The 23,048-nt window shown below is 63.1% G+C and carries 25 protein-coding genes; 12 read left to right on the top strand and 13 right to left on the bottom strand.

Features of this window, described 5'->3' with window-relative positions:
• Positions 1–6: 6 nt before the first annotated feature.
• From ABCW43_RS06745 to ABCW43_RS06735, 3 genes are all read right to left on the bottom strand, one after another.
• On the bottom strand, positions 7–222 hold the full coding sequence (locus tag ABCW43_RS06745) for a hypothetical protein (RefSeq protein WP_345923434.1): 216 nt from the start codon (positions 220–222) through the stop codon (positions 7–9).
• A gap of 66 nt (positions 223–288) precedes the next feature.
• On the bottom strand, positions 289–720 hold the full coding sequence (locus tag ABCW43_RS06740; protein ID WP_345922668.1) for an SRPBCC family protein: 432 nt from the start codon (positions 718–720) through the stop codon (positions 289–291).
• Positions 717–1,040, bottom strand: coding sequence for an ArsR/SmtB family transcription factor (locus ABCW43_RS06735; protein WP_345922667.1), 324 nt, complete (start codon positions 1,038–1,040; stop codon positions 717–719). Before ABCW43_RS06735 ends, ABCW43_RS06740 begins: the two co-directional genes overlap by 4 nt.
• A gap of 292 nt (positions 1,041–1,332) precedes the next feature.
• On the opposite strand from ABCW43_RS06735, the gene ABCW43_RS06730 reads away from it, so the two are divergent.
• On the top strand, positions 1,333–2,037 hold the full coding sequence (locus ABCW43_RS06730; RefSeq protein ID WP_345922666.1) for a winged helix-turn-helix transcriptional regulator: 705 nt from the start codon (positions 1,333–1,335) through the stop codon (positions 2,035–2,037).
• A gap of 6 nt (positions 2,038–2,043) precedes the next feature.
• On the opposite strand, the gene ABCW43_RS06725 is transcribed toward ABCW43_RS06730, so the two are convergent.
• The 4 genes from ABCW43_RS06725 to thrC all read right to left on the bottom strand — a co-directional run bounded on the left by ABCW43_RS06725 (position 2,044) and on the right by thrC (position 8,330).
• The gene (locus ABCW43_RS06725) at positions 2,044–4,881 is read right to left on the bottom strand and encodes an EAL domain-containing protein (RefSeq protein WP_345923388.1); all 2,838 of its coding nucleotides are present in this window, start codon (positions 4,879–4,881) and stop codon (positions 2,044–2,046) included.
• A 71-nt stretch (positions 4,882–4,952) separates the two neighbouring features.
• The gene (locus ABCW43_RS06720) at positions 4,953–5,564 is read right to left on the bottom strand and encodes a GNAT family N-acetyltransferase (RefSeq protein ID WP_210010946.1); all 612 of its coding nucleotides are present in this window, start codon (positions 5,562–5,564) and stop codon (positions 4,953–4,955) included.
• 30 nt (positions 5,565–5,594) lie between these two features.
• On the bottom strand, positions 5,595–6,893 hold the full coding sequence (locus ABCW43_RS06715; protein ID WP_345922665.1) for a M16 family metallopeptidase: 1,299 nt from the start codon (positions 6,891–6,893) through the stop codon (positions 5,595–5,597).
• A gap of 33 nt (positions 6,894–6,926) precedes the next feature.
• The gene (gene thrC, locus ABCW43_RS06710) at positions 6,927–8,330 is read right to left on the bottom strand and encodes a threonine synthase (RefSeq protein WP_345923386.1); all 1,404 of its coding nucleotides are present in this window, start codon (positions 8,328–8,330) and stop codon (positions 6,927–6,929) included.
• A 126-nt stretch (positions 8,331–8,456) separates the two neighbouring features.
• On the opposite strand from thrC, the gene ABCW43_RS06705 reads away from it, so the two are divergent.
• Positions 8,457–9,026 carry a PilZ domain-containing protein gene (locus ABCW43_RS06705; RefSeq protein ID WP_345923384.1) on the top strand — a complete coding sequence of 190 codons (570 nt, stop codon included), beginning with the start codon at positions 8,457–8,459 and terminating at the stop codon, positions 9,024–9,026.
• A gap of 9 nt (positions 9,027–9,035) precedes the next feature.
• Here the strand turns inward: ABCW43_RS06705 and ABCW43_RS06700 are convergent, their stop codons facing one another.
• Positions 9,036–9,725 (bottom strand): HAD family hydrolase, encoded by a 690-nt coding sequence (locus ABCW43_RS06700; protein ID WP_345922664.1) that lies wholly within the window; start codon positions 9,723–9,725, stop codon positions 9,036–9,038.
• A 147-nt stretch (positions 9,726–9,872) separates the two neighbouring features.
• Between ABCW43_RS06700 and ABCW43_RS06695 the strand changes: the two genes are divergently transcribed.
• From ABCW43_RS06695 to ABCW43_RS06685, 3 genes are all read left to right on the top strand, one after another.
• The gene (locus ABCW43_RS06695; protein WP_345922663.1) at positions 9,873–10,541 is read left to right on the top strand and encodes a GntR family transcriptional regulator; all 669 of its coding nucleotides are present in this window, start codon (positions 9,873–9,875) and stop codon (positions 10,539–10,541) included.
• A gap of 176 nt (positions 10,542–10,717) precedes the next feature.
• Positions 10,718–11,305 carry a biotin transporter BioY gene (locus ABCW43_RS06690; RefSeq protein ID WP_345922662.1) on the top strand — a complete coding sequence of 196 codons (588 nt, stop codon included), beginning with the start codon at positions 10,718–10,720 and terminating at the stop codon, positions 11,303–11,305.
• Positions 11,302–11,772 (top strand): DUF1284 domain-containing protein, encoded by a 471-nt coding sequence (locus ABCW43_RS06685; protein WP_345922661.1) that lies wholly within the window; start codon positions 11,302–11,304, stop codon positions 11,770–11,772. The genes ABCW43_RS06690 and ABCW43_RS06685 overlap by 4 nt, the downstream gene beginning before the upstream one ends.
• Here ABCW43_RS06685 and ABCW43_RS06680 read toward each other — a convergent pair.
• Positions 11,723–12,406 (bottom strand): ArsR/SmtB family transcription factor, encoded by a 684-nt coding sequence (locus ABCW43_RS06680; RefSeq protein WP_345922660.1) that lies wholly within the window; start codon positions 12,404–12,406, stop codon positions 11,723–11,725. The genes ABCW43_RS06685 and ABCW43_RS06680 overlap by 50 nt on opposite strands.
• Positions 12,407–12,479: 73 nt before the next feature.
• On the opposite strand from ABCW43_RS06680, the gene ABCW43_RS06675 reads away from it, so the two are divergent.
• The gene (locus tag ABCW43_RS06675) at positions 12,480–12,809 is read left to right on the top strand and encodes an NIPSNAP family protein (RefSeq protein WP_345922659.1); all 330 of its coding nucleotides are present in this window, start codon (positions 12,480–12,482) and stop codon (positions 12,807–12,809) included.
• A complete protein-coding gene (locus ABCW43_RS06670; RefSeq protein WP_345922658.1) occupies positions 12,806–13,153 on the top strand; it encodes an antibiotic biosynthesis monooxygenase family protein in 348 nt (115 codons plus the stop codon). The genes ABCW43_RS06675 and ABCW43_RS06670 overlap by 4 nt, the downstream gene beginning before the upstream one ends.
• A gap of 4 nt (positions 13,154–13,157) precedes the next feature.
• Here the strand turns inward: ABCW43_RS06670 and ABCW43_RS06665 are convergent, their stop codons facing one another.
• Positions 13,158–13,496 (bottom strand): hypothetical protein, encoded by a 339-nt coding sequence (locus ABCW43_RS06665; RefSeq protein ID WP_345922657.1) that lies wholly within the window; start codon positions 13,494–13,496, stop codon positions 13,158–13,160.
• A 110-nt stretch (positions 13,497–13,606) separates the two neighbouring features.
• On the bottom strand, positions 13,607–13,801 hold the full coding sequence (locus ABCW43_RS06660) for a hypothetical protein (RefSeq protein ID WP_345922656.1): 195 nt from the start codon (positions 13,799–13,801) through the stop codon (positions 13,607–13,609).
• Between the two features lie 182 nt (positions 13,802–13,983).
• Here ABCW43_RS06660 and ABCW43_RS06655 point away from each other — a divergent pair, with 182 nt between their 5' ends.
• Both ABCW43_RS06655 and ABCW43_RS06650 read left to right on the top strand, forming a co-directional pair.
• Positions 13,984–15,114, top strand: coding sequence for a site-specific DNA-methyltransferase (locus ABCW43_RS06655; protein WP_345922655.1), 1,131 nt, complete (start codon positions 13,984–13,986; stop codon positions 15,112–15,114).
• Positions 15,115–15,360: 246 nt separating this feature from the next.
• Positions 15,361–16,140: a S24 family peptidase gene (locus ABCW43_RS06650; RefSeq protein ID WP_345922654.1), complete on the top strand. Its 780-nt coding sequence runs from the start codon at positions 15,361–15,363 to the stop codon at positions 16,138–16,140.
• Between the two features lie 25 nt (positions 16,141–16,165).
• Here ABCW43_RS06650 and ABCW43_RS06645 read toward each other — a convergent pair whose 3' ends face one another.
• Positions 16,166–16,780 (bottom strand): HAD family hydrolase, encoded by a 615-nt coding sequence (locus ABCW43_RS06645; protein ID WP_345922653.1) that lies wholly within the window; start codon positions 16,778–16,780, stop codon positions 16,166–16,168.
• 18 nt (positions 16,781–16,798) lie between these two features.
• Positions 16,799–17,884, bottom strand: coding sequence for an A/G-specific adenine glycosylase (gene mutY / locus ABCW43_RS06640; RefSeq protein ID WP_345922652.1), 1,086 nt, complete (start codon positions 17,882–17,884; stop codon positions 16,799–16,801).
• An 87-nt stretch (positions 17,885–17,971) separates the two neighbouring features.
• On the opposite strand from mutY, the gene ABCW43_RS06635 reads away from it, so the two are divergent.
• From ABCW43_RS06635 to ABCW43_RS06625, 3 genes are all read left to right on the top strand, one after another.
• The gene (locus tag ABCW43_RS06635; protein ID WP_345922651.1) at positions 17,972–18,475 is read left to right on the top strand and encodes a DUF721 domain-containing protein; all 504 of its coding nucleotides are present in this window, start codon (positions 17,972–17,974) and stop codon (positions 18,473–18,475) included.
• 144 nt (positions 18,476–18,619) lie between these two features.
• Positions 18,620–19,324: a DsbA family protein gene (locus ABCW43_RS06630; RefSeq protein WP_345922650.1), complete on the top strand. Its 705-nt coding sequence runs from the start codon at positions 18,620–18,622 to the stop codon at positions 19,322–19,324.
• A 36-nt stretch (positions 19,325–19,360) separates the two neighbouring features.
• Positions 19,361–22,822, top strand: coding sequence for a chromosome segregation SMC family protein (locus ABCW43_RS06625; protein WP_345922649.1), 3,462 nt, complete (start codon positions 19,361–19,363; stop codon positions 22,820–22,822).
• The last annotated feature ends 226 nt before the right edge of the window (positions 22,823–23,048 follow it).

The raw sequence follows: 23,048 nt of genomic DNA, 5'->3' as shown, positions 1-23,048 counted from the left end.
TCACTCCTATCCGCTGGTGCGTTGCCCGCTGCGACGAACGTATGGCAACGCGAACAGATAAAGACCGCTGAACAATAGCAGGAACAGGGGGATGAGGGGAGAGTAGACGACCCACAAGGGCGGCTCGCCGATGCTCATGGCGACGAAGTTCGCAATGACCATCACCGTAAAGACGATCGACAGCCAGCGGTGGACCTGCCGAGTTAACGTGTTCCAGCTCAACGATAATATCTCCCCGAAAACGAACGGCACAACCGCTCTCTAAAAAGTCCGGCCTCTCGCGAGGCCTCAGTCCAGGCCCGCCAAAACCGTCTCCAGCGCACCGAAGAACCCCTGCCAGCCGTGGCGGGCGCCGTTGTAGGCGAGCGTCTGCTCCGGCCGGAAACCCGACTGCTCCATGCGCAGGCTGGTTCCTGTGCTGGTGGGGGTGAGCGTCAGGGTCACCACGCTTTTCAGATTGTAGGCCGCATCGTCATGCGCGTGATCCCAGGTGTAGGAGAGCTTTCTGTGAAGCTCCACGGCCAGCACTTCGCAGTCCAGGACGCCGCCCCACTCGCCGCGGAGCTTGAAACGGTGGCCCACGACCGGCTGGAAATCGTTCTTCATCAGCCATTCCTCGATCAGGTGCTGCTGCGTGAGCGCCCGCCAGACCTTTTCCGCCGGGTGGGGAATTTCGCGTTCGACGACGACGGTGCGTGTTTCGGTCACAGTCTCGTTCATTGGTCCATCCTTTTGAGCAGGTCTTCGAGGCGGTCGAAGCGGTTTTGCCAGAACCCGGCCATCTGGCTCGTCCAGTCGACCAGCGGGGCGAGCGCGCCGAGCTGGGCGCTGTAATGCGTCTGGCGGCCTTGGTGGCGGTCGCGCACCAGTCCCGCCTGTTTCAGCACGCCGAGATGTTTCGAGACGACCGGTTGCGAAACCCCGGCCTGCGCCGTCAACGCCCCGACCGTCTTCTCGCCTTCGCGGCACAGCCGCTCGAAGATGGCCCGGCGCGTCGGGTCGGCGAGCGTTTTGAAGAGCACGTCGTGAGCGTTCGACACTGAATGCATACCTCGTTGGCTATGGATTTTTACATAGCTGGAGAGCTATGAATGAGTCAAGTAGAAATGACATCAAAGGGCCGTATCCCTTGGCTCGGAATGATCGTGTTGGATTTGTCATGCCCTGATGGCTATGCATCGTTGTCGATCGTGCGGGCGCCGGGCTGGATGATGTCCTTCATTTCCGGCGTTCCGGAACCGCTCCCATATCAAATCAATAGTCCATAAAGTGGACTTGGTCGGTTTCCGGAACGGGATTACTCTGCCCCGGGGCATGCCGAGGAGACTGGCGATGTTGGAAGTGACCGCGAGCTACGGGCAGTTCTGCCCGGTGGCGATGGCGGCGGAGATATTCTGCACCCGTTGGACACCGCTCGTCCTGCGCGAGCTTCTGTGTGGCAGCTGCCGTTTCAACGACCTCCGGCGCGGCGTGCCGCGCATGTCGCCGACCCTGCTTTCGAAACGGCTGAAGGAACTGGTCCAGGCCGGCATCGTCGAAAACCGCAAGGCGGCCGATGGGGTAATGGAATATCACCTGACGCCGGCCGGCGAGGATCTGCGCGAGGTGGTGATGACCCTCGGCTTCTGGGGTCAGCATTGGGTCGAGACCCAGCATTCGCTTCAGAAACTCGATCCGTCGCTGCTGATGTGGGACATGCGCCGCCATCTCGATCCGACCCCGATGCCCTCCCGGCGCTGCACCGTCCTGTTTTTATATCCCGACCGGCCGCCGGCGCAGCAACGATACTGGTTGGTCGTCGATGGCCGTGAGGTCGATGTCTGCTCGACCGACCCCGGTTTCGAGATCGACCTCTACGTGACCTGTTCGCTGCGAACGATGACGGCGATCTGGATGGGTATCGCGACCGTGCGGACTGAAATGGCGCAGGGAAGGCTGGAGCTCGACGGCGATCCGGAAATGGCAAGTTCGATGCAGCAATGGCTGGGCCTCAGCCCCTTCGCTCGCGAGCGTCCGAGAGCGGGCAAGGCCGCCTGAGAAAATCTAAGCCCGCTTGGTCAGCGGAAAACGTTCCTTCAGAAGCCGCAGCACCGCGTCTGCCGGGGCCGGCGGGCCGAACAGATAGCTCTGGCCGAAATGGCAGCCCATCTTGGCGAGTTCCGCCGCATCCTCGTCGGTCTCGACGCCCTCCGCCACCACGGTCATTTCCAGCGCGCGGGCCATGGCGATCACCGAACGCAGCAGGACTGCCCGCTTTTCCGTCGCGTTGCGGACCAGCGCCTTGTCGAGCTTGATCGTGTCGAACGGGAACTGCGTAAGGTAGGCGAGCGACGAATAACCGGTGCCGAAATCGTCGAGAGCCAGGCTGAGGCCTGTCTCCTTGAGCTTGGCGAGCACCAGCCGCGCCTGTTCCGGGTTCTCCATCATCAGTGACTCGGTGAGCTCGAGCTTCAGCTGGCCTGGATTGACCTGGGTCTTCTGCAGCAGGGCGCGCACGTCGTTGTAGAGATCGGCGTTGAGAAGCTGCGCGCTCGACAGGTTGACCGACACGAACACCGGCAGGTCGCCGGTTTGTTGCTGCCAGACCATCAGGTCGGAGGCGGCACGGTCGATGGCGAACAGGCCGAGCGGGCCGATCAGGTCCGACATCTCGGCGATCGGGATGAATTCCGAGGGCGGTATGCTGCCGCGCTTGGGATGATCCCAGCGCATCAGCGCCTCGAAGCCGGCTATCTCGCCATCCTTCAGGCTGATGATCGGCTGGTAGGCGAGAAACAGTTCCTTGCGCTCGATCGCGCGGCGAAGGTCGGTCTCGATCTGCAGCTTGTCGGCGCCGGCGGCCCGGAAGGCGGGGCGGAAGGGTTCGACGCGGTTGCCGCCTGAGCGTTTTGCCCGGTACATGGCAAGTTCAGCGTCGGCCAGCATGCCGGTCGCGCTTTCCTGCTGGTCGACCCATGAGGAGAGGCCGATCGAGGCGGTCAGGATGATTTCGCGGTTGGCGAAGTTGATCGGCACCATGATCGCCTTGGAGACCGCATCGGCAAAATCCGCCACCTTGGCCGGATCGCGCTCCGAGACGAGGATCAGTCCGAACTGGTCGCCGGCCAGCCGCGCCAGCGTGTCCTGCGGCTTCAGGAGCCGGCGCAGGCGGCGGGTCAGCGCGATCAGGATGTTGTCGCCGGCCGCAATGCCGAGCGAGTCGTTGACCTGCTTGTAGCGGTCGATGTCGATCGCCATGACGGTCGGCCGCACGGTGTCGCCGCCCGGCGCCAGCGTCAGCACCGATTGCAGCCGGTCTAGGAAGACCTGGCGGTTCGGCAGGCCGGTCAGGTTGTCGTGCAGCGCGTCCTGCAGCAGGCGTTCGACGGAATTCTTCTGTTCGGTCACGTCGATGATCGTGCCGACGCATCGGATGATTTCGCCGTTCGAGCCGAGCACCGGCCGGGCACGGATCTGCAGCCAGTGGAAATGCCCGTCCTCGGCGCGGATGCGGAATTCGTGGTTCAGGCGGCCGCGGCGGTGTTCGAGCAGCACGTCCAGTGTCGCGCGAAAGCGGTCGCGATCGTCGGGGTGCAGCCGCGGCACCCAGTTGCGCACCGGTCCGTGCATGGCACCGGGATCGAGCCCGAGGCGGGTCGAGATGTCGGGCGTGGTGACGACGCGGTCGCGGGCCACGTCCCAGTCCCAGACGGTGTCGCCGCTGCCGGTCAGCGCCAGCGATTGCCGTTCGAGGTCGGAGAACAGGCCCTGCTGGTAAGCGCCGCCGGCAAAGGCGTGCTGCATCACCGTGAAGCCGATCAGAAGCACGATCAGAACCAGGCCGCCGCCAAGCGCCGGCTGGATGATGTCGTTGTCGAGCTTGCCGGTCACCGTCAGCCAGCCGGCGAACAGCCAGACCAGGATCAGCGCCCAGGTCGGCACCAGCAGGATCGCGCGGTCGTAGCGGTTGAAGCCGAGATAGATGATCAACAGGATGCCGACCGAGCCGGTCAGCGCAAACGAGATGCGGGCAATGCCTGCCGCGACCGACGGATCATAGATCGCCACGCCGCCGAGCAGCACCAGGCCGACCACCCAGGCCAGCGTCGCGTAACCGAGATGCACATGCCAGCGATTGAGGTTGAGATAGGTGAATAGGAAGATGACCAGCGACGAAGCGAGCGCCACTTCCGCCGCCGCCCGCCAGATGCGCTGGTCGCCGGACGTGACGGTGATCAGCTTGTCGAGGAACCCGAAGTCGACGCAGATATAGGCAAGCACCGCCCAGGCAAGGGCGGCCGCCGCCGGCAGCATCGAAGTGCCCTTGACGACGAAAAGAATGGTCAGGAACACCGCCAGGAGACCGGCAATGCCGAGCACGATACCGCGATAGAGCGTGAACGAGTTGACCGTGTCCTTGTAGGCATCCGGCTGCCAGAGATAGATCTGCGGCAGCGACGGCGTCGCGAGTTCCGCGACGAAGGTGATGGTCGAGCCGGGGTTCAGCGTGATCCGGAAAACATCGGCATCCGGGCTCGGTATCCGGTCAAGCGCAAAGCCTTCCGAGGGCGTGATCGAGATGATGCGCTGCGAGCCGAGGTCCGGCCAGAACATTTTCGAATTGGCGAGCCGGAAATGCGGGGCGACGATCACCCGCTCGAGCTGTTCTTCCGAAACGTTGGAAAGTGCGAACACCGCCCAGTCGCCCTGGTGGCCGGGGGAGCTGGCGCGCACCTCAATGCGGCGGCGGATGCCGTCCGCGCCGGCAGCGGTCGAGACCTGAAAAGCCTCGCCCTGGTTGGCGTAGATATCGGTGGTTCTCGTGAGGTCGAGCGCCGTGTCGTCTCGCGAGATCTTGACCGGCTCCGCGGCGCGCGCACCGGGCGCCGCCGTCAGGACCATGGCGGCAGCAAGGAGAGCGATGATCGCCGGGAAAAAGCGGATCAGCGACGCAAGAGGCAGGGCAGGGGTTCTCATGGTTTCAGCATCTTCCCGAACTCGCCGTCTTCCGGCAACCGGGAAAACATCAGGTGGTCGCGCCATTCGCCATTGATTTTGAGATATTTGCGCAAAAGACCTTCCTGCTCGAAGCCGGCTTTTTCCAGAAGCCGGACACTTTTCCAGTTCTCCGGAATACAGGCTGCCTCGATCCGGTGCAACTGAAGTCCGCCGTAGATATACGGGATAGCCACCTTCAATGCGGCCAACATATGGCCCTGACCGGAATGTTTCTCGCCCATCCAGTAGCCGATCATGCAGCTCTGCGCCGCACCCCGCCGGATATAGCCGATGGTGAGGCCCCCGAGCAGCACCTGGTCGTCGCGGCGGAAGAGGAGCAGCGGCACGGCAAGGCCCGAGGCATATTCCTGGCCGCTTCTGACGACGCGCAGGCGGAACGCCCCTTCGGTCAGCTCGTCCGGCCGCCAGATCGGCTCCCAGGGCTGCAGGAAAGGGCGGCTTTCCGAGCGCAGCCGCTGCCACTGCTTGTAGTCGGAATAACGGGGAAGCCGGAGCAGATGGTTTTCGCCATAAAGCTCTGGTGTGTCCGGCTGTCGCGACAGGAACCGAAACACCGACTTGTTCATGCTGGCGCTGCTCCGGGCATGGCGGCCGGTTTAACCGGCAGCCTTCTTCGTTTGGATCCCCGGCGTGGCAAGCGCCGTGGTGATGTCGCTCAACGGTGCGAGCTGTTCGATCGGGCCGACCGCCGACAATGTCGGAACTGTATCGAAAAACAGCCGTCCGGCAAGGTCGGTGAGCCGCTCGGTGGTGATGCCTTCCAGCCGTTCCATCATTTCCGGGTTGGGGATGGGGCGGCCATAGAGCATCATCTGGCGGGCGATCTGGCCGGCGCGGGCGGCGGGGCTCTCCTGGCCCATCAGAAGCTGGGCGCGGATCTGGGCGCGGGCGCGGTCGATTTCCTGCTGATCAATGGTTTCCGAGGACTTGCGCAGCTCGTCGATGATGACGGGCACCAGCGTCGGCAGCTCGTTGCCGCCGGTTGCCGCATGGATGCCGAAGATGCCGGTATCGGAAAAACCCCAGTGGAAGGCATAGACCGAATAACACAGGCCGCGACGTTCGCGCACCTCCTGGAACAGGCGCGATGACATGCCGCCACCGAGGATGTTGGCGAGAATCTGCGAGCAGTAGAAGTCGCGCATGTGGTAGGCCTTGCCCTCGAAACCGAGCAGGACCTGCGCGTCCATCAGGTCGCGGGTTTCACGCACGTCGCCGCCGATGTAACGGGCGGTTTCGAGCACGGGCGGCGAATTCGGGGTCATCGGCAGGCTGGCGAAGCGCTCTTCCACCTGCTTGGTGAACGTCGCATGATCGACGGCGCCGGCGGCGACCACGAACATCCGATCCGTCGTGTAATTGCGTGAAAGATAGTTGCGGATCTGCCCCGGCGTGAACCCCTTGACCGTATCCGGCGTGCCGAGGATCGGCCGGCCGAGCGTCTGGCCCCGATAGGCAACCTCGGAGAACTTGTCGAACACCACGTCGTCGGGCGTGTCGTTGGCAGCGCCGATCTCCTGGAGGATGACGTGCTTTTCGCGACGCAGTTCTTCCTCGTCGAAGGCTGATTCCGTCAGGATGTCGGCAAGGATATCGACCGCCAGCGGGACATGGTCCCTGAGCACGCGGGCGTAATAGGAGGTGGTTTCGGTGGATGTCGCGGCATTGAGTTCGCCGCCGACATTCTCGATCTCCTCGGCGATGTCGCGGGCGCTGCGGCGGGCGGTGCCCTTGAAGGCCATGTGCTCGAGGAGGTGGGCGATCCCATGTTCGTCCTCGGTCTCGTTACGCGACCCGGACTTGATCCAGACACCCAGCGCGACGCTCTCCAGATGCGGCATGGTTTCGGTGACGACCGTCAACCCGGAGGCGAGCCGGGTGATTTCTACATTCATGTTTACGTCTTTCCGGCGCCGCCGATACCTTACTTACTTAGCGCGGGCATGCTCGCCGATGAAAGTTTCGACGGCCTTAAGCTCAGGCTCCAAGATATCGAAGCGCTCCTCCCTTTGCATAAGATCAGCAAGCCATGATGGAAGCGCAGGATCAATTCCGCAAGCGGATTTTACCGAAGCGGGAAATTTGGCCGGGTGCGCGGTGGCGAGAGTGACCATCGGGCTTGTCGGTTTTGCGTTCTTGCCTGCGACGAAAACACCGGTCGCAGTATGGGGATCGAGGAGGTAGCCGGTCTCGGAAAGCGTCTCGCGGATGGTTGCGGCAACCTGACGCTCCGTCGCACGCCCGGCACGGAACTCGCGGCGGACGGCTTTCAACGCCTCCGGCTTGATCTCGAAGCTGCCGGATTGTTTCAGTCCGGCCATCGCGGCGCGAACCGAAGCTGCGTCGCGGCCATAGGCTTCGAACAGCAGCCGCTCGAAATTGGACGAGATCTGGATGTCCATCGACGGCGAAGTGGTCGCCTTGACGTCGCGCATCTCGTAGCGCCCGGTCTTCAGCGTCCGGGCGAGGATGTCGTTGTCATTCGTGGCGATCACCAGCCGGTCGATCGGCAGGCCCATCTTCTTGGCCACATAGCCCGCGAAGATATCGCCGAAATTGCCGGTCGGCACGGTGAACGAGATCTTCCGGTCCGGCCCGCCGAGCGAAACGGCGGCCGTGAAATAATAGACCACCTGCGCCATGATGCGGGCCCAGTTGATCGAGTTGACGCCCGAGAGCCTCACCCGGTCGCGGAACGCGACATCGTTGAACATCTCCTTGACGATGTTCTGGCAGTCGTCGAAATTGCCCTTCAGCGCCAGCGCATGCACGTTGGCGGCGCTGGACGTGGTCATCTGCCGCTGCTGCACGGGCGAGACCTTGCCATGCGGGAAGAGGATGAAGATGTCGGTGCGCTCGCGGCCCGCGAATGCGTCGATCGCCGCCCCTCCGGTATCGCCCGACGTCGCGCCGACGATCGTGGCGCGCTCGCCGCGCTCGGCCAGCACATAGTCCATCAGCCGGGCGAGCAGCTGCATCGCCACATCCTTGAAGGCGAGCGTCGTGCCGTGAAAGAGTTCCAGCACGAAGTCGTTCGGCCCGGTCTGCACCAGCGGCACGACGGCCGGATGCCGGAACGTCGCATAGGCTTCCGTGATCATGCCCTTCAGCTTGTCGGCGGGAATTTCGTCGCCGACGAAGTGCTTGAGGATTTCGAAGGCGACGTCCTGATAGGACTTGCCGCGCAGCGCGCGGATTTCCTTCTTGGAGAGCGAAGGCCATTGACGTGGCACGTAAAGGCCGCCGTCGCGGGCAAGGCCCGCCATCAGCGCATCCCGGAATCCGAGCGGAGCGGCTTCGCCCCGGGTAGAAATATAGTCCACGACCATCAACCCCAATCGATTTTTATTCGCGCCGCTGATATAGACCAGGAAAATGGGCGGTGAAAGACCGGAAAGTGACACTCCGGTTCGCCAGGTGAATAGCCCAGATATTGGGATGGAAGAGGGTTGAGTACGGTGTTTGCAAAGATTTCGCGTGGTCTTCTGGCGGTGTCGCTCGTGGCGGTTCTCGCAAGCTGCAATTCCTCGGCGCCGACCGAAGGGTTGACCCCGACCGCTACCGCCGCCCCTGCCGCTGAGGCATCAACTCCCGTCGTGCAGGCATTCTGCCCGCCGGTCGTCATGCTGGAACAGACCGCCGTTCACCGCGCCTATGCGCGCGGCGGGGAGAACCAGCCGGAAAAGCTGCTCTATCAGGCCTCGCTCGCCGATGCGACGCGCCAGTGCACCGCCAATGAAACGACGCTGACCATCAACCTCGTCGCGCAAGGGCGTCTCGTCCAGGGCCCGGTCGGCGTTCCCGGCAAGGTCACCTTGCCGATCCTCGTCGAAGTGGTCGATGGCGACAGCGTCATCTATTCGCAGAAGGTGGCATTCCCGGTCGATATGCCGGCGGGCGGCACCCAGTTCATCTTCAACAAGGCGGATGTGCAGATCCCGAACGCGCAAGGCGGCGCCTCGCGCTTTACCCGCGTTCGCCTGGGCTACGACAACGGGCCCGCAAAGAAGCCGGCCCGCCGCGGCTGATAGAGGGAATCAGAGCGCCCCGGCCCATTCCCCGAGGGCGGCGATGACGGCCGGCAGGTCCATCATCCGCGAGATCACCGTTTCGGCGCCGGCGTCCGTCAGCCGGTCGGCATGGCTCGGATAGGTGTGCGATGCGCCGGTAAAGCCGACGACACGCATGCCGGCCGCCTTGGCGCCATGAACGCCATGGGTGGAATCCTCGATTACCAGGCACTTTTCCGGCGAAACTTTGAACTGCTCGGCGGCATGCAGGAAGATATCCGGCTTCGGCTTGACCCGATCCGGCCCAAGGTCCTTCGCCGAATAGATATGCGGCGCGAAATAGGGCTTGAGGCCGACCTTTTCGAGCATCATGTCGATCCGGTGGCTGCTCGAATTGGAGCAGATGCAGCGTTGCGTCGTCAGCCTTGCCAGCGCGAATTTCACGCCGTCGATGATCTTTACGTCGCGGGCAAGCCGCGCATCGAGCAGCGTTTCGGACTTGTCGAGCAGCGAGGCCGACAGCGGAATATCGGCTTCCTTCTCCACAGCCAGCAGGATGTTCTTCCAGGTCATGCCGGCGAAGCGCTCACCCATTTCCTCGACGCTGATCGGATAACCCGCTTCGGTCAGCAGCCGGGATTCCACCTGCGCCGCGATGATTTCGGAATCGACGAGAACACCGTCGCAATCGAAAATGATGAGGTCGAAGCTGCTCATGAGGAAATGCCTTCCATCGGCCTGATATAGGGTGCGGCGGCCTTTTATACGATGATAATGCAAACCTCAACCAACCGCCATGCATGGCTGAGACCAGCGTAGCGGGCGGCTCTCGACAAGCCGGGGGTGGCGTTCTAAGGAACGCTGATGAGCAAGGAGCCGGAAGACACAATCGCCAGCCGAATCAGCCGGGTGCTTGCCGATCGCATCGTGCGCGGCGAGATCGCTCCCGGTGCCCGTCTTCGCCAGGATCACATCGCCGAGGAGTTTCAGACCAGCCACGTGCCGGTGCGCGAGGCTTTCCGCCGGCTCGAAGCGCAGGGCCTGGCGATCAGCGAACCGCGCCGTGGCGTGCGCGTCGCCTCCTTTGATCTCGCCGAGGTCCGCGAAGTGGCGGAAATGCGTGCGGTGCTGGAGGTGCTGGCGCTCCGTCATGCCGCCCGCCACCTGACCCCAGCCATCCTCGACGCGGCGGAAGAGGCGGCCCGTGAGGGCGATGCCGCTGCCGACGTGCATGCCTGGGAAGAGGCGAACCGCCGTTTCCACCGGCTGATCCTGGCCCCCTGTGGCATGAAACGCCTGCTCGCCTCGATCGACGACCTGCATGCGGCGAGCGCGCGCTTCCTGTTCTCGGCCTGGCAGTCCGGGTGGGAAAAGCGCACCGACCACGACCACCGCGCCATCCTGGCCGCCCTTAGGCAGGGCAAGGCCGATGAAGCCGCGGCCATCCTGCAGAAGCACGTGCAATGGATCGGCCGAGGCCCGCAGCCGGCAAAAACGGGCACTCCGCGCGAAACTTTCGCCATCGTTGGCTGAAGAACTTCAGAATTATAGATAATTTATCTACCGGGAATCCGGCTGAATTTCGTCAAATTAGGCGATTCTTGCCGATCTTGGCTATGTGTTCATTGCCAAGGCTATTGCCTTCGTCGAAATTGCGCCTCATAAAATAGATGGGAATGAAAATTATCTATAATTTGAAGGAGAGCTCGATGTCCATGATCAATTCCCCCCAGGCACTTGTTTTCGACCCGCTGCGGCTGGCCGAAAGGTCGTTGGTGATGAAGGCCATATTCGTGCTGGCCGGCACGCTGGTGCTGGCGATTGCATCCCGGATCGCCGTGCCGATGGTTCCGGTGCCGATCACCATGCAGACCTTCGCCGTGACCATGATCGGCGCGCTCTACGGCTGGCGGCTTGGCGCCTTGACGGTGCTTGCGTGGCTTGGAGAAGCAGCACTTGGTGCGCCCGTGCTGGCGGGTGGGGCGGGCAGCATTGCCGCCTTCGCAGGGCCGACCGCCGGTTATCTCTTTTCCTTTCCGGTGATTGCCGCCCTTGCCGGCCGGCTTGCCGAACGCGGCTGGACCGGGCGGCGCATCCTCGCCAGCTTCTCGGCACACCTCATCGCAAACCTTCTATGCCTTGCGCTTGGCTGGGCCTGGCTTGCGGCCCTGATTGGCGCTGAAAAGGCGTTCTTTGCCGGTGTTGCTCCGTTCATCCTCGGCGCTGCGCTGAAATCGGGCCTGGCGGCGGCTGTTCTTGCCGCGGTCGCGTCCCGCAATCGCGTAGCCGCGGAATGACGGTGAGGCTTAGGCCGCATCATCTTCTCTGCATGCTGACCTTTGTCGGCGAGGGCTACAGCCCAGCCTTCGTCGCCAATTATCGTCGTCTCGCCGGCCGGATTTCCGCCGGCGAGCCGATCGAAATCATCTCCGGCCCCGACGATATCTGTGCCCCGCTTCTGTCGGACGAAGCTGCGCATTGTTTCGGGGCCTCGGTTGCCGATCGCGATGCGGCGGCGCTGGCAGATATTGCCCGCCTGCTTGAGCGGGAACTTGAGGCGGGCGCGGTGATCGCCCCCGACGCGGCGCTGTTCGAAAAACTGCGGGATGCCTTCTCTGCCGGCGTGACGCGCCGCGCCTGCGCGGGCTGCGAATGGAGCAGCCTTTGCGATGGCATTGCCGGAGAGGATTATGCGGGCGTGCTGGTCATGGGGTTCAGGCCGCCGGAAACAGCGAAAGAAACTTCCGTTCGCCGTCCGGAGTGAACAGCACCGCGCGGCTCTCTTCACTCCGCCGTGCCCAGCCTTTTTCGAGGAAATGCGCAAGCAGCGCCTTGCCGAGCGTGCCGGCCAGATGCGAACGCCGCTCGCTCCAGTCGAGGCAGGATTTGCACAGCGGCCGCCGATTGGATGTGAGCGATGCCACATCGATGCCGAGCGTGCCGAGTTCCTCGCGGCCCTCTTGGGTCACCGTCAGGTTCTCGCCGTCGCTCTCGATCGCGCCGCGGGCGACAAAACTGTCGAGCATCCTAACCCCATAATCGCCGGCCAGATGATCGTAACAGACGCGCGCCTTGCGCAGCGCCGGATCCTTCGGCCCCGGCCGGTGGCGCAGATGGCCACGGCTTGCCGCAAACCCCATGATGTTTTCGAGCAGCGTCCCAGCCGCCGCGTCGGCAAGCGTGAAATAGCGGTGCCGGCCCTGCTTGCGCTGGGCGAGGATGCCGCCTTCCTCGAGCTTGGAGAGATGCGAACTCGCCGTCTGCAGCGTCACGCCGGCGGCCTGCGCGAGCTCGGTCGCCGTCAGCGCCTGGCCGCCCATCAGGGCGGTCAGCATGTTGGCGCGGGCGGGATCGCCGAACAGCATCCCGATGCGGGCAATGTCTGGGCCTTCTTTCATACTTCGACCGTAACCGAAGCATCTTCGTCTGGCAACATGGCAGAACATCTCCACACCACAAGGAGAGAAAGCCATGATCACCTGTTTCATCCGCTACGAGATCGACCCGTTCAAGAAGGAGGAGTTCGCTGAATATGCCCGCAACTGGGGCCAGGCGATCCCCCGCTGCGGCGCCGACCTGATCGGTTATTTCGGCCCCCACGAGGGCTCGGCGACCACGGCCTACGCCGTCTACAACATCGACAGCCTCGCCGCGTACGAGGCCTATCGCACCCGGCTGATGGCCGATCCGCTCGGCCAGGAGAACTACGCCTTCTCGAAACGCGAGCGTTTCATCCTGAAGGAGGACCGAATCTTCCTCAAGAATGTATCCATGCCGCACGGAGCTTTGGTAAAGCCATGATCGCCGTCATTTTTGAAGTCATTCCCTATATGGGCGAACGCCACAAATATCTCGACCTTGCCGGCGAACTGCGGTCCGAGCTGGAAACCATCGACGGCTTCATCTCGATCGAACGTTTCGAAAGCCTGACGTTGCGCGGAAAAATCCTCTCGCTGTCGTTCTGGCGGGACGAGGAGGCCGTCAAGACCTGGCGCAATCTCGAAAGCCACCGCGCCGCCCAGAAAGCCGGCCGCGGCGGTGTATTTGCCGACTACCGCCTGCGGATCGGCCATGTCGTCAGGGACTACGGCATGTTCGAGAGGGAGGAGGCGCCGAAGGACAGCCGCGAGGTGCATGCGGCTTAGATGTCTATTCGCTGCGTTTGATGGCGGCGAGTTTCCCGAGCCGCCGGCTTTCCTCAAGATGCATCTTGAGCAACTCGAACCAGTCGCTCGGCAGATGGCCAATCACGCAGCTGTCGTCGGCGCGCGGTCGGCTCGACAACCGCGAAGCGGGCCGCAGATCGGGGCCTGGCCAGATGAAGACATTCAACTGGTCGGTATAGGCCCAGAACGGCTCGTCCGAGAGGCCGAGATACCTCAGCAGCTTTGCTGGCAGAGGCAATGCCCGTTGGTGAGATTTCGGTTCGCTATGCGAGATGCCGAGGCAATAGACGATCTCTTTGCTTCCATCGCGGACGGCAGACACGACGATAACCGCAGGGCGCGTTTTCTCGCCGTCGTCCCTTGTTCCGGATTGGGAATGCCAGAGATATTCGTAGGCGACAATGCTACCGATTGGCGCCGAATGAGGGATTTTCAACGCGCCCGATCCGACGGTTTTCCGGAGATATGATTGCCTTCATCGTCGAGATCGTCGAGATTATAGGGCGCGTCAGTCTTGACCTTCGCGTCGCGGATCGCTGCCATTTCCACATCGCTGAGCTCTCGAGCAAGAAGCACTCTTCTCGTCGTTTGTTCGCCCCGCTTTGCGGACGCCTTTGCGGTGGGCATGATCATCGCACTCCATCGTTGGAGCCTAAGGATACGGCAAGTGTGGGAATGATCAACCCGCACGGTCTTTCCACGTCTCGAATTTTTTCCCGAAATCGCACGCCGCTTCAGGCTTTGGTAACCAAAATAGGTAACCATAACAGTCAGTAAATTCGTATCGAGTAGAGCGTAGCGAGTAGCACATGGCAGCAGTTCTTCCGCTGGCCGACCTGAAGCGTCAGGTCCGTCCGGACACTTGGCTAAACTCCATCATCAAGGGCGATTGCGTTGCGGCCCTGGAAGCCCTTCCGGATCATTCCGTCGATGCGATCTTCGCCGATCCGCCATACAATCTCCAGCTCGGCGGCACGCTGCACCGTCCCGACCAGTCGCTGGTCGATGCCGTCGATGACGACTGGGACCAGTTCGCCTCTTTCGAAATCTATGACGCCTTCACCCGGGCCTGGCTGCTCGCCTGCCGCCGCGTGCTGAAGCCGCATGGCACGATCTGGGTCATCGGCTCCTACCACAACATTTTCCGCGTCGGCGCGATCATGCAGGACCTGAATTTCTGGCTGCTGAACGACATCGTCTGGCGCAAGGTCAACCCGATGCCGAACTTCAAGGGCCGCCGGTTCCAGAATGCCCATGAGACGATGATCTGGGCGAGCCGCGACGCCAAGGCCAAGAGCTATACCTTCAACTACGATGCGCTGAAGGCCTCCAACGACGACGTGCAGATGCGCTCCGACTGGCTGTTCCCGATCTGCTCCGGTGGCGAACGCCTGAAGGGCGATGACGGCAAGAAGGTCCATCCGACCCAGAAGCCGGAAGCGCTGCTCGCCCGTGTGATCATGGCCTCGACCAAGCCGGGCGACGTGATCCTCGATCCCTTCTTCGGCTCGGGCACGACCGGCGCCGTTGCAAAGCGCCTCGGCCGCAATTTCGTCGGCATCGAGCGCGAGCAGGATTATATCGACGCGGCTTCCGCCCGCATCGCCTCCGTCGAGCCGCTCGGCAAGGCGGAACTGACGGTCATGATCGGCAAGAAGGCTGAACCTCGTGTCGCCTTCAACACGCTGGTCGAAAGCGGTCTCGTCAAGCCCGGTCAGGTCCTGACCGACGCGAAGCGCCGCCACAGCGCGATCATCCGCGCCGACGGCACGCTCTCGGCAAATGGCGACGCCGGTTCCATTCATCGCCTTGGCGCGAAAGTGCAGGGCCTTGATGCATGCAACGGATGGACGTTCTGGCATTTCGACGACGGGCAATCGCTCAAGCCCATCGATGAACTGCGATCCGTGATCCGAAACGGTATGGCGAAACTGGGCTGATCCACCGGCCCTCGCCACACCGACCGAATGCCTCGTCCGGTTTCGTACCTCTAGTCCCGGACGAGGATAATTGGCGCCCGGGAAGGCTGATCCCGGGCGCCATTTCTTTTTGCGCGTCGCGTGGACAGCCTCTGCCGCCCAGCCAAACTCGATTTTGCGAAATTTCAGGTATTCCCGCCGTCACCTGCGCTTGGTATCGTAGGTTGTATCGGGTTGAGCTAATTTCCAATTTTGCGTTTTTGAAAAATGTCCCTGCCTGTCAATGGCGAGTTGCGCCACCGGATCGAGCGTGCGCTGGCGCGGTTCTCTCCAAGCTGGGAGGGCAGGGATGCCGCGCGCCGTGCCGTGGCGCTGAAAATGCTGATCCTCTGCGAACTGGCCGGCGGCCGCCTGCGCGTCGTCGATGCGCTCGGCCTCAACGACAACACCCTCGACAACTACCGCCACGGCAAGACCGAACCGCGCCACAGCACGCTCAACATGATGGCGGAACTCGCCGAAGTGCCGATCGAGTATCTCGGCAACGACTGGTCGGTGGAGGAAGGGGTCATCCATTTTACGCTCCCGGAAATCCCGCCCGGCGGATTTTCCGAACCGAACCCGGTCTGGAATGCCGCGGATCGCATCCTTATCCCGGCGTATGAGGACGAGGCGGCCGGGCTGCCTCCACTCGAACCGCGCGACACGACATGGGCGGCCATGCCTCAAAGCTTCTGGGCGAAGCTCTCTGTCGATCCGGAGAACATCCGGGTCGTATCCGCAAGGGGAGACAGCATGGCGCCGACGATCGTCGACGGGGCGCCTATTTTCGTCGATATCGGCGACCGCAAGTTGGAGGACGGGAGCGTCTATCTGTTCGATGTCGGCGAGGAATTGATCGCACGGCGGGTGCAGCGCCTGGTGGACGGCAGCCTAGAACTCCTGCCGGACAATCTGGAACGTTATCGCCCACAGCATGTCCTCAAGGACAGTTTAGCCGACCTCAAAGTCGTTGGACGAGTCTGCGCCGCGAGCCGGATCCTGTAGATATCCGGCCCCGCAAGCCCAGCCGCTATAGCTCGATGCCGTGGGCGATCAGGTCCTGGCGAAGCGTCTCGGCATCCTTGAAATGCACCGCCTGCCACCCGGCTGCGCGCGCACCTTCGACATTCGGATAGCTGTCGTCGATGAAGATCGAGGCTTCCGGCGTCAGGCCGAAGTCGCGGGCGTGCTTTTCGTAGATCGCCACGTCCGGCTTGATCAGGCCGATTTCGCCCGACACGGTCACGCCCCTCGGCTTATTGAGAAAGGGGAAGATCTTGCGAGCCTCGGCGAACGTATCGGCGGCGAAATTGGTCAGCATCGTCACGTCCCGGCCCTTGTCGATCAGGCCTTCCATGATCGCGACCGAGCCTTCATAGGCATGGGGCACCATTTCGTGCCAGTATTTGCGGAAGGCGCGGATCTGCTCCTCGCGCTCCGGATATTGCTCGACCAGCAGCGCCTCGGCGTCTTCCCACTTGCGGCCGCGATCCTGTTCCAGGTTCCATTCATGGGTGCAGATGTTTTCGAAGAACCATCTGCGCTCCTCTTCGTCGGGAATGACGCGGGCGAAGGGAAGGTTCGGATCGTAGTGGATCAGCACCTTGCCGATGTCGAAGACGATGTGGTCGATCTTGGCTGCCATGAGTATGTCCCGGGAATATCAGTTCGGAGATTTTTCGAAGGCCAATGGAATAGCTTGGGTGATGGCTTTTTTCATCACCGTCGGCAAGGCCTGGGCCTCGAGATTGGTGACCGGTTCCCACCAGCCGTCGGCGGTTGTGATCCTCTCGGTCTTCGCCCGGAAGACCGAGAGCCTCAGTTCGAAATGGGTGAAGACGTGGGTGACGGTGCCGGATGCCTCCCAGGCGGCCGGGAAGGGCGCGTGGTCCGTCGTCGTGCCGCCGTCGATGCGCGAGGTCCAGGCAGTGGTCGGCACTTCGGTCATGCCGCCGAGCAGGCCGCTGTCGACCCGCCGCCGCAATAGCACTTCGCCCTCGGGCGTCACGGCCACGAAGACCGCCCCCAGCCGCACCGGCTTTTCCTTCTTCGCCGCCTTCACCGGAAACCGTTCCGGATCGTGTTCGGCAAAGGCGAGACAGTCGTCGCGGAAGGGACAGAGCGCGCAGGTCGGTCGTTTCGGGGTGCAGATCGTCGCGCCGAGATCCATCATCGCCTGCGCGAAATCGCCCGGCCGGTCGGCTGGCGTCAGTTCAGCCACCTTCGCCTTCATGGCGGGTTTCGAGCCGGGCAGCGGCGCGTCGATGGCGTAAAGCCGCGAAATCACCCGCTCGACATTCCCGTCCATCACCGCGGACTGCCGGTTGAAGGCGATGGCCGAGACGGCCGCTGACGTATAGTCGCCGATGCCGGGAAGTGCCCGCAGGCCTTCCTCCGTGTCCGGAAACACACCACCATGCTCGGCCGCCACCGCTTCGGCGCATTTTTTAAGGTTGCGGGCGCGGGCGTAATAACCAAGCCCCGCCCAGGCGGCCATCACGTCCTCGACCGGTGCGGCGGCAAGGTCGGTCACTTTGGGCCAGAGCGTCAGGAACTTGGCGAAATAGGGTTTGACCGCCTGCACGGTGGTCTGCTGCAGCATCACTTCCGACAGCCAGACATGATAGGGATCGGCCCGCCTTCCGGCCCTTGCCGCAGTCGGGCTCACCCGCCATGGAAGCTCGCGGTGATGCCGGTCGTACCAGGTCAGCAGCTTCTGCGCATGGGTAATGTGGATCGTCTGGAGCATTGTTTGCCGTAATGGGAAGAGTTGGCGTATAGTTGTGGGAAGAGTGCGCCGGCATCAAGGCCTGCCGGCGCCACAATGGCAGGCGTCATGAGTTATCCCAAGAAACGCGAGCTGCAGATATCGGAAGTGGCAAACGGCATCATCGATCCGGTGCTCGCCCGCCGCGCCGGCATATCGACTGCACTGCTCGGTTCCTGGGACGAGATCGCCGGCGAGGACTTTGCCGATTGCACGCGGCCGGAAAAGATCGCCTGGCCGCGCCGCGACGAGGGCACCGGTTCGGGCGGCGGCCACCAGGCCGGCGTGCTGACGATCGCCTGCGAAGGCGCCCGCGCCCTTTTCCTCACCCATGCACAGGGCGAGCTGATCGCCCGCATCAACGGCTTTTTCGGTTTTCCGGCCGTGCGCCAGATCCGCATTGTCCAGAAACCGGTCTCCCAGACCTTCAAGCATCCCCGCAAGCCGCCGCCTTTGAAGGGCGAGGCCGCCAAGCGGCTCGAAGCCATGATGGAAGGCATCGAAAGCGAGGCGCTCAAGAAAGCCGTGGCAAGGCTCGGCACCGCCGTCCTGCAGCAGAAACGCAAGCTCTGAGAGATAAACCCGCCGATCCTCTTGATAGACCTCCGATTTGTCACAATTCTTTGAAGAGATTTGCCTATCGACAGCTTGTTCGCGCTGGGGCGCCGCGATACGGAATGTCACCTTTATTGAAGATCTCTCGCACACGGGTGTTCCATGCAGATGAACGAAATGACCATGACCAGGCGCGCGCTTCTCGGCGGAGTGGCCGTCACTGCCCTTTGCCTGGCGCTGCCGCTCGGCGCTTCCGAAGCCTTCGCGCAGGAACTGCCGGAATCGCAGGGCGACGTGGACATGGCCGCTGCGGTAAAGCCCGGCCCGCTGCCGGAAATGGCGCTGGGTGACGAAAAGGCCAAGGTCACGATCATCGAATACATGTCGATGACCTGCCCGCATTGCGCCAATTTCCATAACAAGACGTTCGACACGATCAAGACCAAGTATATCGATACCGGCAAGGTGCGCTTCATCATCCGCGAATTCCCGTTCGATCCGGTCGCGACCGCCGCTTTCATGCTTGCCCGCTGCAGCCCGCAGAACGCCGCCGAGCTTTCGACGCCTGCCCAGTATTTCCCGATGGTTTCGATGCTCTTCAAGCAGCAGCGCGGCTGGGCGGCGCCTGCGGACGGAAATGTGCGCAATGCGCTGCTCCAGACGGTCAAACTCGCAGGTTACTCACAGCAGACTTTCGAGGCCTGCTTGACGAACCAGAAGCTTCTCGATCAAGTGAATGCTGTCGTTAAGAGGGGTGCGGATGAATTTGGCGTCAATTCCACGCCGACCTTCCTGATTGGCGGCAAGAAGTATTCGGGAGATATGTCGGTTGAATCCATGTCGAAGCTCATCGACAGCCTGTCGTGAGTGCACCTTCCCTGACGGGAAGGTGAGGGGCGCGGCATGAAATTCAACAAGCTGCGCGTTCTCGGATTCAAGTCTTTCGTCGAACCGACGGAATTCATCATCGAGCGCGGGCTGACCGGCGTGGTCGGCCCGAACGGCTGCGGCAAGTCGAACCTTGTCGAAGCGTTGCGCTGGGTGATGGGGGAAAACTCCTACAAGAACATGCGCGCGTCTGGCATGGACGACGTAATCTTCTCGGGCTCCGGCAACCGCCCGGCCCGCAACACCGCCGAAGTCGGCCTCCATCTCGACAATTCCGATCGCACGGCACCCGCTGCCTTCAACGATTCCGACGAGATCCAGGTGACCCGCCGCATCGAGCGCGAGTCCGGCTCCGTCTACCGCATCAACGGCAAGGAAGCCCGCGCCAAGGACGTGCAGCTTCTGTTTGCCGATGCCTCGACCGGCGCCCGCTCGCCATCCATGGTCGGGCAGGGCCGCATCGGCGAACTGATCCAGGCAAAACCCCAGGCGCGTCGCCAGCTGCTCGAAGAGGCGGCAGGCATTTCCGGCCTGCATTCCCGCCGGCACGAGGCGGAACTGCGGCTGCGCGCCGCCGAAGGCAATCTCGAACGCCTGGATGACGTGCTTTCGCAGCTCGAAAGCCAGATCGAGAGCCTGAAACGCCAGGCCCGCCAGGCAAGCCGCTTCAAGACCCTGTCGGCCGATATCCGCGCCCGCGAGGCGATGCTGCTGCATATCCGCTGGGTGCAGGCCAAGGAGGCGGAAGGAGAGGCCGAAAGCGCGCTGAACCAGATCACCAGTGTCGTTGCCGAAAAGGCGCAAGGTCAGATGGAGGCCGCCAAACAACAGGCGATCGCCAGCCTCAAGCTGCCGGAACTGCGCGAGGAGGAGGCGAAGGCCGGTGCCGCCCTGCAACGCCTGCAGATTGCCCGCGGCCAGCTGGAGGAAGAGGCAAACCGCCTCCTGAAGCGCCGAGACGAACTGACCCGCCGGCTCATCCAGCTGGGCGAAGATATCAGCCGCGAGGAACGGCTCGCCGCCGACAATACCGCCTTCCTCGAAAAGCTCGGCGAGGAAGAGGCCGAACTCAACGACATGCTTTCCGATTCCGGCGCCGAAGCCGAGGAGATGCGCGAGACTTTCGAGGCTGCCGCCGCGTCGCTTGCGGCGAGCGAAGCGCTGTTTTCGGCAATCACCGCCGAGCGCGCCGAGGCGGCCGCCGGTCGCAACCAGCTCGAACGGCTGATCCGCGATCTCGCGGAGCGCCGCCAGCGCCTCGACCGGCAGCTCGCCGACGCGACCGGCGAACTCGACGCGATCAACGAGCGGCTGTCCGGCCTCGACGATCCGGCCGAAAAGCGCGAGGCGGTCGAGGCGGCGGAAATCGCCGTCGAGGACGCAACCATCGCCGCCGAGGATGTGGAGGCTGCGCTTTCCTCAGCCCGTTCCGCCGAACTGATGGCCCGTGGCCCGGTGGAGGCTGCCCGTTCGGCGCTCAATGCGCTGGAGACCGAGGCGCGCACCATTTCGAAAATGCTGGCCGCCGGCGCCACATCGGGGGATTTCGTCGCGGTCGCCGACATGATCCGCGTCGATCGCGGTTTCGAGGCCGCCCTCGGCGCGGTGTTGGGTGACGATCTCGAAAGCCCCGTTGATGTATCGGCCCCGACCTACTGGTCGGTGAATGGCGACGGTTCCGGTGATCCCGGCCTGCCGCAGGGCGCCCAGCCGCTGATCGCCCATGTCACCGCGCCCCCGGAACTGTCCCGCAGCCTTGCCCAGATCGGTGTGATCGCGCCTGGCGATGCGCATCGCCTGATGCGCCTGCTACGACCCGGCCAGCGCCTGGTGACCAGGGAAGGCGCCGTCTACCGCTGGGACGGTCACGTCACCGGCTCCGAGGCGCCGGGTGCCGCTGCCTTGCGCCTGTCCCAGAAGAACCGGCTCTCGGAACTGGAAGCCGAGATCGACGAAGCCCGCATCGTGCTTTCCGAAACCGAAGTGGCGCTCGCCGCCGCCGCATCCGAAATCGTCTCCGCAGAACGGCGCCTCACCGACGCTCGCGACCGCGCCCGCATCGCCGCGCGCCAGCTTTCGGAAGCCCGCGATGCGCTGGCCGCTGCTGAACGCGCCGCCGGAGACCTGATGCGCCGCCGCGACGTGGCCGGCGAGGCGGTGAACCAGGTGACCGCGCAGATCGAGGATCTCGGCGTCCAGGAAGAAAACGCCCGCATCGAGCTCGAGGATGCGCCCGATATTTCCCATCTCGATAACCGGCTGCGCGACCAGCAGGCGGTTGTCGCGACCGATCGCGGCCTGCTCGCCGAAGCGCGCGCCCGTTACGAGGGCCTGAGCCGCGAGACCGAGGCTCGCAAGCGGCGCGTGGCAGCGATCGCCCAGGAGCGCGCCTCCTGGACGGCCCGGGCGGCGAGCGCCGCAGATCATATCGCCAGCCTTCGAGAACGCGAGGAAGAGGCCCGCGAGGAGATCGCCGATCTCGAAGCTGCGCCTGAAGAATTCGACGACAAGCGCCGCGCGCTGCTCACCGAGCTGCAGAAGGCCGAGGAGGCCCGCCGCGGCGCCGCCGACCGCCTGGCTGAAGCGGAAACCCATCAGCGCGAGGCTGACCGGATTGCCACCGTCGCGCTGTCGGAACTGGCCGAGGTGCGCGAAAAGCGTGGCCGTGCCGAGGAGCGTCTGGTTTCGGCTGCCGAGAAGCGCCATGAGAGCGAGAACCGCATCCGTGAGGCGCTCAATGTCGCACCCCACGAGGTCCTGCGGCTGGCGGGCCTGAAGCCCGACTCGGCCCTGCCGGATGTCCGCGAGATCGAGCGCGAGGTAGACCGCCTGCGCATGGAGCGGGAAAGGCTCGGCGCCGTTAACCTGCGGGCCGACGAGGAACAGAAGGAACTTTCCGACAAGCTCGACAACCTGATGCGCGAGCGCGCCGACGTGATCGACGCGATCCGCAAACTGCGCGGCGCGATCCAGAGCCTCAACCGCGAAGGCCGCGAGCGGCTGCTGGCCGCCTTCGACGTGGTCAACGAGCAGTTCCAGCGGCTCTTCACCCATCTCTTCGGCGGCGGCACCGCGGAACTTCAGCTGATCGAATCCGACGACCCGCTCGAAGCCGGTCTCGAAATTCTCGCCCGCCCGCCAGGCAAGAAGCCGCAGACCATGACGCTGCTCTCCGGCGGCGAGCAGGCGCTGACGGCGATGGCGCTGATCTTCGCCGTCTTCCTCACCAATCCGGCGCCGATCTGCGTGCTGGATGAGGTCGATGCGCCGCTCGACGATCACAATGTGGAACGTTACTGCAATCTGATGGACGAGATGGCGGCATCGACCGAAACCCGCTTCATCATCATCACCCATAATCCCATCACCATGGCCCGCATGAACCGCCTTTTCGGCGTGACGATGGGCGAGCAGGGCGTGTCCCAGCTCGTTTCCGTCGATCTCCAGACCGCGGAACTTCTGCGCGAGGCGAGCTGAGAGGGGCTTGTTGTGAGAGTTGTATTGTCTAGCGACGTGATTTAGGTCAATTCATTGACCAGCATCAATTTTTAACGCGGCATCCGGGGTAAAGTACCTGCAACCTACGTAGAATCACCCATATGGGGGATGTAATTTTTTGACTACTGTTATTTTGTGGATTGTGAAATGGGAACGCGCTTAAGCGTCCATACGCTTCGCAGTCCGACTTAAAGTTTCGCACCCC

This window comes from Neorhizobium tunisiense, assembly GCF_039631515.1.
GTDB lineage: Bacteria > Pseudomonadota > Alphaproteobacteria > Rhizobiales > Rhizobiaceae > Neorhizobium.
This window is presented reverse-complemented; position numbering and strand designations above follow the sequence as displayed.